At 71.8% G+C, this 12,728-nt stretch carries 9 protein-coding genes; 6 read left to right on the forward strand and 3 right to left on the reverse strand.

What is annotated here, in order from left to right:
• Positions 1-46: 46 nt before the first annotated feature.
• Positions 47-1,075 (forward strand): GNAT family N-acetyltransferase, encoded by a 1,029-nt coding sequence (locus AC1XX3_RS02525; protein ID WP_483319499.1) that lies wholly within the window; start codon positions 47-49, stop codon positions 1,073-1,075.
• A 10-nt stretch (positions 1,076-1,085) separates the two neighbouring features.
• On the opposite strand, the gene AC1XX3_RS02530 is transcribed toward AC1XX3_RS02525, so the two are convergent.
• Both AC1XX3_RS02530 and AC1XX3_RS02535 read right to left on the reverse strand, forming a co-directional pair.
• Positions 1,086-2,666: an acyl-CoA mutase large subunit family protein gene (locus AC1XX3_RS02530; RefSeq protein ID WP_483319500.1), complete on the reverse strand. Its 1,581-nt coding sequence runs from the start codon at positions 2,664-2,666 to the stop codon at positions 1,086-1,088.
• 77 nt (positions 2,667-2,743) lie between these two features.
• Entirely contained in the window at positions 2,744-3,976 is a 1,233-nt protein-coding gene (locus AC1XX3_RS02535) for a phosphotransferase (RefSeq protein WP_483319501.1), read from the reverse strand.
• 153 nt (positions 3,977-4,129) lie between these two features.
• Between AC1XX3_RS02535 and AC1XX3_RS02540 the strand changes: the two genes are divergently transcribed.
• From AC1XX3_RS02540 to AC1XX3_RS02560, 5 genes are all read left to right on the forward strand, one after another.
• Positions 4,130-6,052, forward strand: coding sequence for a Na+/H+ antiporter (locus tag AC1XX3_RS02540; RefSeq protein WP_483319502.1), 1,923 nt, complete (start codon positions 4,130-4,132; stop codon positions 6,050-6,052).
• A 123-nt stretch (positions 6,053-6,175) separates the two neighbouring features.
• Entirely contained in the window at positions 6,176-7,852 is a 1,677-nt protein-coding gene (locus AC1XX3_RS02545; protein WP_483319503.1) for a S8/S53 family peptidase, read from the forward strand.
• Positions 7,849-8,439 (forward strand): RNA polymerase sigma factor, encoded by a 591-nt coding sequence (locus AC1XX3_RS02550; protein ID WP_483319504.1) that lies wholly within the window; start codon positions 7,849-7,851, stop codon positions 8,437-8,439. The genes AC1XX3_RS02545 and AC1XX3_RS02550 overlap by 4 nt, the downstream gene beginning before the upstream one ends.
• Positions 8,436-8,948 (forward strand): hypothetical protein, encoded by a 513-nt coding sequence (locus AC1XX3_RS02555; RefSeq protein WP_483319505.1) that lies wholly within the window; start codon positions 8,436-8,438, stop codon positions 8,946-8,948. The genes AC1XX3_RS02550 and AC1XX3_RS02555 overlap by 4 nt, the downstream gene beginning before the upstream one ends.
• A 29-nt stretch (positions 8,949-8,977) precedes the next feature.
• Positions 8,978-11,599, forward strand: coding sequence for a CHAT domain-containing protein (locus tag AC1XX3_RS02560; protein ID WP_483319506.1), 2,622 nt, complete (start codon positions 8,978-8,980; stop codon positions 11,597-11,599).
• Between the two features lie 58 nt (positions 11,600-11,657).
• Here the strand turns inward: AC1XX3_RS02560 and trpS are convergent, their stop codons facing one another.
• Complete coding sequence (trpS, locus tag AC1XX3_RS02565) at positions 11,658-12,671, reverse strand: tryptophan--tRNA ligase (protein ID WP_483319507.1); 1,014 nt, start codon at positions 12,669-12,671, stop codon at positions 11,658-11,660.
• Positions 12,672-12,728 lie beyond the last annotated feature (57 nt).

A 12,728-nucleotide genomic window follows, 5' to 3' on the forward strand; every position in this document is an offset into this window, starting at 1 on the left:
CCCATGTTGTCACGCCCGCCTCGGGCGCTGCCCGTACGCTGACCCCGTGGCCGAGCCGATCGATCTCCCCGCCCTCGGCGTGTCAGCGCCGCCCGGCTACGTCGTCCGGCGCGTCGGCTGGTCCGATCCCACCGCCCAGGAGCTGGTCGGTGCGCAGCAGCGCGAGCTGGCGCAGCGCCCCGGCGAGGATCACCAGCCGCCGGCGTTCGACTATCTGGACGTGGTCGGTGTCGTGCTGGTGCAGACCGTCGAGGGCTCGCCGGCGGCCTGTGGCGTGCTGGTCGAGCTCGACCAGCGGTTCGAGGTGACCCGGCTCTACGTCCGGCCGGACCAGCGCCGCCGAGGGCTGGCCCGCACGCTGCTGCGCGGACTGGAGGCGCTCGCCGCGGTGAACGGAGCCGAACACCTGGTGTTGGTCACCAGCTCGGTCCAGCGTGAGGCCCTGGCCCTCTATCCCGCGGCGGGGTGGCGGCCGGTCCCGCGCTACGGGGTCTGGGTGGACCGGCCCGAGGTGCTCTGCTTCGCCCGCGACCTGGCCGACCTCACCGCGACGATCGACCGCCGTCGCCGGGTGAAGACCCGCCGGGCCGCGCGCACCGTGGTCATCGCTGCCGACGACTCGGTCCTGATGGTGCACAACGTGTTCGGCGGCGTGAGCCATTGGGGACTGCCCGGCGGCGGGATCGAGCCCGGCGAGACGGCCGAGCAGGCTGCCGTACGCGAGCTGGCCGAGGAGACCGGGCTGCTCGACGTGCCGGTGGCAGGACCGGTCGCCGACCGCGAATACTTCGACGAGTTCCCCGACGCGATCCTGCACCAGCGCGAACAGGTGTTCTGGGGCCGTACCCACTCGACCGCGGTCAGCACCGACGGACTCAGTGAGGAAGAGGGCTATCTGGTCGGCTTGCGCTGGTGGTCGCTGGCCGCGCTGGCCGAGACGTCCGACCAGATCCACCCGGCCAGGCTGGTGGAGCTGGTCACCGCACTGCTGGACCACGGCACCCCCGGTCAGCCGTGGCCGCTGACCTCGCCCAGCGACTCGCTGCGGCTGCCGACCGGGCGCCGACCTGTCTGATCGGGCCGGGTCAGAACCGCTCGCTGGGCTGGTACAGCCCCCACACGGCGCGGAGCGCGTCGCACACCTCGCCGACGGTGGCGCGCGCGGCCAAGGCTCGCTTCATCGGCACCAGCACGTTGTCGGTGCCGGCCGCGGCCGCGCGGACCGCGGCCAGCGCCTCCTGCACGACGGCGTCGTCGCGCTCGGTCCGCAGCCGGGCCAGGCGCTGCGCCTGGATCGCCTCGATGGTCGGGTCCACCCGCAACGGCTCGTACGACTCCTCCTCGCCACCGACGAAGCGGTTCACGCCGACCACCACGCGCTCGCCGGCGTCGATCTGCTGAGCCACCGCGTACGCCGTCCGCTCGATCTCGCCCTTCTGGAAGCCCTGCTCGATCGCGGCCACCGCACCGCCACGCTCCGCGACGTCGTCCATCAGGGCCAGCGTCGCCGCCTCCACGTCGTCGGTCAGCGACTCCACCACGTACGACCCGGCGAAGGGGTCGACGGTGTGGGTCAGGTCCGTCTCATACGCCAGCACCTGCTGGGTCCGCAGCGCCAGCCGGGCGGCCTTCTGGCTCGGCAGCGCGATCGCCTCGTCGTAAGAGTTGGTGTGCAGGGACTGGGTCCCTCCGAGCACCGCTGCCAGCGCCTGCACCGTGACGCGGACCAGGTTGACCTCCGGCTGCTGCGCGGTCAGCTGCACCCCGGCGGTCTGGGTGTGGAACCGCAGCTGGAGCGACCGTGGGTTCGTGGCGCCGAAGGTGTCGCGCATCAGGTGCGCCCAGATCCGGCGGGCGGCGCGGAACTTCGCCACCTCCTCCAGCAGGCTGGTACGCGCCACGAAGAAGAACGACAGCCGCGGGGCGATGTCGTCCACCGCCAGCCCGGCAGCCAGTGCCGCCTCCACGTAGGCGATCCCGTTGGCCAGGGTGAACGCGATCTCCTGCGCCGGCGTGGCTCCCGCCTCGGCCATGTGATAGCCGGAGATGGAGATGGTGTTCCACCGCGGCAGCTGCTGGTGGCAGTAGGCGAAGGTGTCGCTGACCAGCCGCAGTGACGCCGACGGCGGATAGATGTAGGTGCCGCGGGCGATGTATTCCTTCAGCACGTCGTTCTGGATGGTGCCGGTCAGCGCCGAGGCTTCGACCCCCTGCTCCTCGGCCACCAGCTGATAGAGCAGCAGCAGGACGGCGGCCGGCGCGTTGATCGTCATCGACGTCGACACCTCACCCAGCGGGATGTCGGCGAACAGCTGGCGCATGTCGTCCAGCGAGTCGATCGCCACCCCGACCTTGCCGACCTCACCGGATGCCACCGGCGCGTCGGAGTCGTAGCCCATCTGGGTGGGCAGGTCGAACGCCACCGACAGCCCTGTCGTCCCGTGGGCGATCAGCTCCCGGTAGCGGGCGTTGGACTCGACAGCGGTGCCGAAGCCGGCGTACTGGCGCATCGTCCACGGCCGGGAGGTGTACATCGCCGGGTGGATCCCCCGCGTGTACGGGAACTCCCCGGGCCGCCCGAGCGCCGTCGCGGGGTCGAACCCGGACAGCGCCTCCGGCCCGTAGACGTCCTCGAACGGCGTCTGTGACTCGGTCTGCGAGGTCATCGGCTGTCGGTCCTGAGCGGCATGCCACCATTCTCCCCGGCTGCCCGCGCATCGGCCCAACGGGCGGGCCGCGCGGTTCAGCCGGCGCTGCGGATCAGCCGCTCGGCAGCGTCGATGATGACGGCGGTCTCGTGCTGCCAGGCCGGCTCCTGACCGCGGTACGGCCCGGTGGCCAGCGAGATCACCACAGCGGCGGCACGCAGCCGCAGCTCGACCGGGTCCACCCGCCGGTCGAACACCGGCAGCCAGCTCTGGATCAGCGCCGAGACCCGGGCCGCCTGGACGGGATCCATCCGCTGCACGGTGGACAGGTGCGCGAGCAGGCAGGCGAGGTCATCGGCCCGCCGACCGGGCCCGGCCGTGTCGACGTCGAGTACGCCGCAGATCCGACCGCCCGCGACGAAGACCTGACCCTCGTGGAAGTCGCCGTGGGTGGCCTCCTCCCCCGCGGGGATCGGCCGCAGCCCCGTCTCGATCTGGTGCACCATCCACCGCAGCCGAGATGACAGCCCCGGCAGCGCTGCGCCGACCATGGTCGCGTACTGGCCGACCGCCTCTGCCCAGGGCGGTCGTCGGGGCAGGTCGGCGACGGCCGGCGGCATGGCGTCCAGCATGGCGACCAGGTCCTCGGCGGCACACGGCGGCAGTGGGTCGAAGATGGCGTGCGCCAGCGGACGTCCCGGCAGCTCGCGGAGCACCAGCAGCGCGTCGGAGGTGGCCGCGACCACCGGCGGCGCCGGTACGCCGGCGGTCAGCAGCAGCTCGTGGCGGCGCAGTGTGGGCTCAAGGTGCTGCGCGCGCAGCACCTTGAGAAAGAACACCTGCGGCCCGACCGGGGTGGCCACCGTCGCCTTGAGCACCGCCCGGCGACGGGGCCGATAGCCGATCAGCTCCAGCAGCACCTGCTCGGGAGCGACCGGGCTGGTCAGAACCCGTTCCGCGGTGAACAGCGCCGCCACCTCCTCCACCACCGCCGCGCGGGCCAGACCGGGCAGGTCCGGGTCCTTCGGATAGAGCCAGACCGCCACCTCGCGCTCGCCGTCGGCGAAGATCACCGCCTGGCTGTCGGTGCTGGAATGCCCTTCGGCGCGGATACTGGCGCCGAGGACCTCCTGACGCCGACCGAAGGGCCAGTCGATGGTCGCGGTGTAGGTGGCGGTGGTCGACCGGGACGGGTTGGCGTCCACGTGGTCCAGCTGCCAGGCCACCAGCGAACCGCCGCCGTGAGCCACCGCCGCGGTGAGCAGATCAGCCACCGCGGGCGAGGTGAGCAGACCTGATCCGTCGGGGTCTGGTACGGCGCCGGTCACCGCGTCCTCCTGGGCTGCTCTGGCTGGGCTGCTCTGGCTGGGCTGCTCTGGGCTGGGCTGGCCCGACCGACCGGGGCTGGACCGGCCGGGCGGGCTGGTCGGCCGGATGACCGCGACGCCTGCTGCGGACCCCGACCGGGGACTGATCTTCCCATGCCTGCGCTCCGGCCGATCTGGGACCATGGGTGCGTGCACGTCGCCCTCGCAATCCTCGCGGTGGTCGCGGCTGTCGTCGCCCTGACCGGTGTCGCCGCGCGGCTGCGCGTCCCCGCGCCGCTGCTGCTGATGCTGGCCGGTATCGGTGCGTCGTTCGTGCCCGGCTTCCACGCGCCCGAGCTCAGCTCCGAGCTGGTGCTGCTCGGGTTCCTGCCGCCGTTGCTGTACGCCGCCGCCATCCGGACGTCGGTGATCGACTTCCGGGCCAACCGCCGCTCGATCGGGTTCTTGTCGGTGCTGCTGGTGGTGTTCACCGCGCTGGGCATCGGGTTGATCACCTGGTGGCTGCTGGATGTACCGTTCGCGGTGGCGTTCGCGCTGGGCGCCGTCGTCGCTCCACCCGACGCCGTGGCCGCCACCTCGATCGCCCGCCGGGTCGGCATGCCCCGTCGGCTGGTCACCGTGCTGGAGGGCGAGTCGCTGCTCAACGACGCCACGGCGATCACCTGCCTGCGGGTGGCCATCGCAGCCATCGGTGGCAGCGTCTCGATCGGTCAGATCAGCCTCGGGTTCGCGATCGCCGCCCTCGGGGGCGCCCTGACCGGCGTCGTCGTGGCCTGGCTCGCCGTGCAGATCCGGCGCCGCATCACCGAGCCGGTGTTCGACACCGCGATCTCGCTGATGCTGCCGTTCGCCGCCTACCTGCCGGCGGAGGAGATCGGGTTCGGCGACTTCCACGGCTCCGGTGTGATCGCCGTCGTCGTCGCCGGACTGATCCTGGGACACAAGTCCCCCATCATCCAGAGCGCCCAGTCGCGCGTCAGCGAGCGGATCAACTGGGCCACCATCCAGTTCCTGCTCGAGAACGCCGTGTTCCTGCTGATCGGTCTGCAGGCGGAGCGGATCCTCAGCGACGTCGACGACTCCGACCTGCCGGCGGGTCGGATCGTCGGCTTCTGTGTGGCGGTGCTGGCGGGGGTGATCGTCCTGCGGCTGCTGTGGGTCGCGGTGGCCAGGGCCGCTCTGTTCCGCCAGGACAGGAACGACGATGCCTCCGCCGCCCCGCCGTGGTCGTCCGCCCTGGTCATCGGCTGGGCCGGTCTGCGGGGCGTGGTCACCCTCGCCACCGCCTTTCTGATCCCGCAGACCGTGCCCAACCGGTCGGTGCTGGTGCTTGCCGCGATGGTGGTGACCGCCGGGACCCTCTTGCTGCAAGGGCTGACGCTGCCCCTGCTCGTACGCCGGCTGGGTCTGCGTGGACCCGACGCCCGCTCCGATGCGCTGCAGGCCGCGACGGTGCTGCAGTCATCCGGCAACGCGGCGCTGGCCGCCATCGACGACCTCCGCAAGCCCACCGACTCCGACGAGACCGTGGCGGCGCTGCGGGACCGGATCGGGTCACGCGCCAACGCGCTGTGGGAGCGGCTCGGCGCCCCGGGCGACGTGCAGACGCCCGCGGAGGAATATCGCCGGCTGCGGCTCCAGACCCTGCAGGTGGAGCGCGACGAGGTGCTGCGGATCCGCTCCACCGCGACGGTCGACCACGACGTGATCGAGCAGGTGCTCTCCTCCCTCGACGTCGAGGAGTCGATGCTGACAGCCGCCCTGGAGCGGTCGGAACGGGTCACCGACCAACCGGTGACCGCCCCGCCGCACCCGGACGGGACCTGCGCCCACCTCGACCTGGCCCCGCACGACATCGCCCCATCCGGATCCGGGGTCTGTGAGGACTGCGTCCGCGAAGGCACCCGACCGGTGCACCTGCGGATCTGCCTGGCCTGCGGCAATGTCGGCTGCTGCGACTCCTCCGTCGGCCGGCACGCCGAGCGGCACTTCCACGAGTCCAAGCACCCGGTGATGCGCAGCTTCGAGCCGGGAGAGTCCTGGCGCTGGTGCTACGTCGACGAGCGCATCGGCTGATCCCTGCCCACCCGATCGGGCTGGTCGGGGATGCGGCCGATGTATCACCGGGTCCGCAGCGCCGCTCCTGTCTGGCGTGATGAAGAACTCGGACCGCCGGTGGCACCAGAGCAGGGACACCAGATGACGCTGCAGCGACGCCCCGGCCCGAGCTCAGCGAAGCCGGCGAAGCCGCACCGGGGCGCACCGCGGACCCCGAGCCGCGCCGCGGAGCAACCCCGCCGCAACCCACCCAACCCCGAGCTGCTCGCCCGGCACCGGGGCCGGGCGCTGGACCCGGTCAATGCAGTACGTTTCCGCAACGAGCGCCTCGACCCCACCGTCTACGCCGGCGACCGGCTGCTGATCCGCCCCACCGAGAACGAGGCGGAGGTGCTCCGGCTGCTGCAGGAGGTGGCCGACGAGCAGGGCGTCGACATCGTGGTGGACCCGATCGACCGGCGGCTGCGGACCATGGCGCGCCAGGCCGGCATCTCGGTGGCTGAGGCGCAGCCGCTGCTGGCCCGGGTCCGGCTGAGTCCGCAGTGGACCGACCAGCCACTGCCACCACCCGACGCGTGGCCGGTGCTGCAGGCCTTCCGGGCCCGGTTCCGGGCATCCGACCCCGACCGCGAGTGCCTGCAGCTGGACCATCTGCTGACCTCGGCGTCGATGACGGCGAACCCGTACTGGAAGCTGCCGAGCACCACCGGCACCCCGTACTGGAAGCTGCCGGGCACCCAGGCTGAATACGCCGAACCCGGCTGGGGCGGCCGGACGCCCGTCACCTGGGTCGGCGCGGCTCCGATCCGCTGTCCGCAGGAGTCGCTGGCCGGGCGGCGGCGCCCGGTCGTCGCGGTGCTGGACACCGGCGTCGGCCGGCACGACTGGCTGCCCGACGACATCGTCGACCGTCGACCGCGTTGCGGGACGTTGCGGATCGGCCTCACCGACCCGGCCAGTGACCCCGAGCGCACCGGTGTCATCACCGACCCACTGGGCGGCGGCCTGGACGCCGACGCCGGTCACGGTACGTTCATCGCCGGTCTGATCCGACAGAAGTGTCCGGACGCGAACCTGCTCGCCATCCGGGTCATCCAAGGTGACGGTGTGGTGGCCGAGGGCGACCTGCTCGAGGCCCTCAACATGCTGTGGCTGCGGCAGAAGCTGGCGGTGATCAAGAACCGGCCCGACCTGCTGGTGGACGTGGTCAGCCTGTCGCTGGGCTACTACCACGAGCGCCCGGCCGACGCCGCCTTCGACCCACTGCTGCTGACCCCGCTGCGGGCGCTGGGCGCTCTCGGCGTGGCCGTGGTCACCTCGGCCGGCAATGACCAGACCATCCGGCCGATGTTCCCGGCGGCGTTCGCCCCGCACCCCCAGGGACCGGTACGCCGGATGCAGCACGGCGAGGTGCCGATCGTCAGCGTCGGAGCACTCAACCCTGACGGCTCGACCGCGATGTTCTCCAACGATGGCCCCTGGGTCAGGGTGCACCGCCCCGGCGCGGCCCTGGTCAGCACCTTGCCGACGACCTTCGACGCATCCCGGTCGCCGTCGTCGCAGATGCGTTACCGTGACGAAGTCAGGGCCACCATCGACCCCGACGACTTCAGCTCAGGCTTCGGCACCTGGAGCGGGACATCCTTCGCGGCCCCCATCTTCGCCGGCGAGCTAGCCGCCTGGCTGAACGACTCGGCGCTGTTGCGAGCCGATGACGCTGACCCTGAACGTGCCCTCGATCGCGGCTGGCAGGCCATCGAACAGCACGTGTCCCGCTCGAGGAGGCCGAAGGTGAGCACAACCGAGGAACAGCCATGACCGGCGACACGCTGGAGGAGAGCCTCGCGGCCAGAGCCGGACGGCTCTTCAGCGCGTACCGCGACGGCGATGAGGCCAAGATGGGCGATCTGGTGCAGATGCTCACCCCCATCCTGTGGCACACCGCGCGCGCCACCCGGCTGGACGCGGCAAGCGCCGAGGACGTGCTGCAGACCGTGTGGCTGAGTCTGGTCCGCAAGGCCGACTCGATCAGCGAACCGCTCGCGGTGCTGCAGTGGCTGGTGGTCAGCACCAAGCGGGAGGCATGGCGGGTGTCGCGGGTGGAGTCGAAAGCCCGCCCCGAGGATGCCGACAGCAGCGCGTTCATGGAGCGCGAGACGGCCCGCACCGTCGAGGACGAAGTGCTCACCAGCGACAGTCAGGCCCGACTGTGGCGCCACATCGATGGGCTGCCGCCACGGTGCCAGTCGCTGCTGCGGGTGATCGCCTTCGCGGACCGCCCGGACTACGCCGCGCTCGCGACGGCCCTCGGCATGCCGCAGGGCAGCATCGGGCCGACGCGTGGCCGCTGCCTGGCCAAGCTGCGCGTCTCACTCGCCAACGACCCCACCTGGGAGAGCCGATGAACACCTCATCCGACGCCGAACGGGAGTCGCAGCTCGCCGCGGGGGCACTGGACCCGACCGACCGGGTGATACTCAACGCCCTCCGGGCACTGTTCGAGGAGACCGACCCGGTCCCCGACGGACTCGCCGAGCGGATCCAGTTCGAGCTGACCCTGGACGCGCTCAAGACCGAGGTCGCGACCCTGATGCAGCTCGACACGGCGACAGCCGGCGTCCGCAGCGGGGCGACCGAGGCGGTCCGGACCATCACCTTCACCTCGCAGAGCCTCACCACGATGGTGACGATCAGTCCTCAGCCCAACGGCACCGTACGGGTCGACGGTTGGGCCGCCCCCGGCGCCGGCCTGCAGGTGGAGGTGCTGCTGGACTCCAACCGCGCCGAGACCCGGGCCGACGACGACGGACGCTTCGTCTTCGACGAGCTCCCCACCGGGTTGGCCAAGTTCGTCCTCCACCTGCCCAAGGGGGACGCCGTGGCCACCGTGGTCAGCCCGTCGATCCAGCTCTAGCGCGGAACCGACAGGTCGAGCCACCAGCTGTGAAGGATGCCGTGGTCGAGGCCGACCGGCTGCAGCGTCTCGCCCGGGCCGACGGCGACAAGGGTCGGCTGGATCTTGCGGTCAAACGCCTGCGCGCGGCGCTGGCCCTGCTGGACGCCGCTGACCCGGGCTCCGATGATCTCGACCTCTCGGGCAGCCCGAACCGCCGGTCAGGTCAGGTCCGGGCCAGCCGGGTCCGGGTGCTGCTCACCCTGTCCGCCGTGGAGGTCGAGCTGCACGGCTACGAGCACGGCGAACGTCACCTGCGCGAAGCCGGCGCCCTGACCGACGGGCTCGATGACCCGGCGCTGCAGTTCGTCTTCCACAACGCGAGTGCGCTGCGCGAGCTGCGGGTGGGCCACGTACCGGAGGCGATGGAGGGGTTCGCCCGGGCCGCGTCGCTCATCGGCGCCGCCTCCCCGGCGGAGGCGTGCGTCCTGCTGCTCAACCGGGGCGGGCTCTATCTGCACCAGCTCGAGCTTGACCGCGCGCGGACCGACCTCACCCGCTGCCTCCAGACGGCGGAAGCGGCGGTGCTCACCGATCCGGGCCTGCGGAGCCACGCCTTCATGGCCCGGCACAACCTCGGCTGGCTGGAGTTCCTGGCCGGCAACCTGCCCGAGGCGCTGAGGCAGATGGACCGGGCCGCCGACGACGCCGGAGACGTGTCGCTGGCCATCTCCGCCCTCGACCGGGCGCGCGTGCTGATCGAGGCTGGGCTGAGCGACGTCGCCGACCGGGTGCTGCACGAGGCGGAGCAGCAGTTCCGCCGGGGCCGACTGCAGCAGGAGCTGGCCGAGACCGAGCTGGCCCGGGCCGAGTGCGCTGTCCTCAGCGGCAACCTCGTCGCGGCCCGCGCGCTGGCGGTGTCCGCCCGCTCGCGGTTCGCCCGCCGGGGCAACGACAGGTGGCGCCGGCTGGCTGAGCTGACCCGGTTGTCGATCGATGTGGCCGCGGGGACCGCACCGGGTGCGCTGGTCAGACCAGCGGTCCAGCTGGCCGAGGATTTCCGCAGCCATGGCCTGGAGCAGCAGGCCAGGTCCGCGGAGCTGACGGCGTGCTCGGCGATGCTGGGCTCCGGCCGGACCGCAGTCGCTGCGGCCCGGTTCGACCGGCTGCCGACGCCTCAAGCCGACGACTCGTTGACGCTCGCCCTGCAGCACCGCGCCGTCGCGGCCCAGCTGGCCATCCGGACCGGCCGGCTCGACGTCGCTCGGCGGGAGGTGCGGCGCGGTCTGGAACAGCTGAGCCGCCACCAGGCGCGGTTCGGCAGCATCGACCTGCAGACCGCCGGAGCGATCCACGGTCAGCAGCTGGTCGCGCTCGACCTGGACCTGGCCATGGCACAGCAGGCGGCCACCGGCACTCCCCGCTCCCTGTTCGACGCCATCGAGCGGGGTCGTGCCGTGTCGCGGCGGCTGACCGCAGTCACGCCGCCGAGTGGCGAGTCCGCAGACCTGCTGTCCGAGCTGCGCTCGCACACGGAGACGATCAAGGCGTTGTCCGACGACCCCTCGGCTGCCGAGCACGTGGCCACGCTCCGGCGACGGACCACGGCGTTGTACGAGCAGCTGAGCGCCATCTCCTGGCGGTCGGTGGGCGACGGTGACGTGAGCCTGCCCACCACCATGGCCCAGACCTGCGAGCTGGCCGAGCAGCACGACACCGTGCTGGTGATGTTCTGCCAGCACCGGTCGCGGTGGTCGGCCCTGGTGCTCGGCGACGGACGGCCGAGGTTCGTGCCGTTGCCCGGTGACGACGCACTGTTGGAAGCGGTACGCCGTTCCCAGGCCGACCTCAATGTGGCGGCGTACGCCAGCCTGCCCGCATCGATCCGGTCCGCGGTGACCACGTCGTTGGACCGGGCGTTGCAATCACTGGACGACCGACTGCTGGCGCCGCTGCGACTCCCCGACCGGGCGTTGGCGGTGGTCCCGACCGGTTCGATCGCCACCCTCGCCTGGGGATGCCTGCCCAGTCTGCGGGGGCGACCCGTGCACGTCTCACCGACGGCCACCTCCTGGGTGGCCGGGACCCGCGCGGTCGATCTCTGCGGACCGGTCACGATGGCGTCCTTCGCCGGGCCCGCCCTAGCTGCCGCAGCCGCCGAGGCGGCGGAGGTGGCGCAGATCTGGCGACAGACCGACGCGGCCCGGGTGAGCGGCAGCACCGGTCCCGCCACCAGCCGCGCGGCGCTCACGGCGGCACTCGCCGGTGACACCGTGGTGCACGTCGCCGCTCACGGCACCCACCAACGGCAGAACCCGATGTTCTCCTCGCTGGACCTCGCCGACGGGCCGCTGTTCGCCTACGAGATCGCCGAGTCGTCCGCGGCTCCGCACGTCATCCTGTCCGCCTGCGAACTGGGGCAGGTGACCCTCCGACCGGGCGACGAGGCCCTCGGCCTGGCCCGCGTCCTGCTCCACCTGGGATCGCAGTGCGTGGTGGCCGGGGTGGCGCCGGTGGCGGACGGGCCGGCATCAACGGCGATGGCCGCCTACCATCGCCGGCTCGCCGCCGGCGACGACTCAGCCACCGCGCTGGCCCTGGCCACCGAGTCGGAACGGTATCTGCCGTTCGTCTGCTTCGGCTCCTCCTGGCGGGCTCGACCCCCCGGCTGAGCCATGATCGATCACCCGCCCGGGTGGACCGAACCCGATCGGGGCTGGGCTCCGACCGTCATCGCGCCCGGCTCGGCAGCAACCCGACCTTGGCGTACACCTCGACCAGGGTCTTCGAGGCCACGTCGCGGGCCCGTTCGGCCCCGGCGGCCAGGATGGCCTCCAGCTCGCTCCGCTCCGCCATCAGGGCGAGCGTCCGCTCCCGGTACGGGGCGGCGAACGCCGTCACCGCGTCGGCCACCGCGCCCTTGAGGTCGCCGTAGCCCTTGCCGACGAACTGCTCGACCAGGACCGGGATCTCGGTGCCGGTCAGGGCGGACAAGATGGTCAGCAGGTTGGCCACGCCCGGCTTGGACTCCAGGTCGAACAGGATCTCCCGGTCGGAGTCCGTGACCGCCGACTTGATCTTCTTGATGTTCACCTTGGGGTCATCCAGCAGCTCGATGATCCCGCTGGGCGCGGACGACGACTTGCTCATCTTCGACGTCGGGTCGGCCAGGTCCTGGATCTTGCCGACCGACTTCACGATGTGCGGCTCAGGCACGACGAAGGTCGGCCCGAACCGTGAGTTGAACCGGATGGCGAGGTCGCGGGTCAGCTCCAGGTGCTGGCGCTGGTCCTCCCCCACCGGCACCAGGTCGGACTGGTAGAGCAGGATGTCTGCGGCCATCAGCACGGGGTACGTGAACAGGCCCACCGAAGCGCTCTCCGCCCCCTGCTTGGCGGCCTTGTCCTTGAACTGTGTCATCCGTGAGGCCTGGCCGAACCCGGTCAGGCAGCTGAGGATCCAGGAAAGCTGGGTGTGCTCGGGCACGTGGGACTGGATGAACACGGTGGAGCGCTCGGGGTCGACGCCGGCGGCCAGCAGCTGCGCGGCGCTGCGCAGTGTCCGGTCCCGCAACAGGGCCGGGTCCTGCTCCACCGTCAGCGCGTGGAGGTCGGCAACGCCGTAGAAGGCGTCATGGTCGTCCTGCAGCGGCACCCACTGCCGCAACGCCCCGAGGAAGTTGCCGAGGTGGAGCGAGTCTGCGGTGGGTTGGGCGAGTGAGAACACCCGGGGCTTCGACGACATGCGCGCCATTGTTCCATGATCGCGCCGGGCGCCGGCTTCCTGCTCAGCGGCGCAAGA

It is taken from the genome of Microlunatus sp. M237 (genome assembly GCF_056896895.1).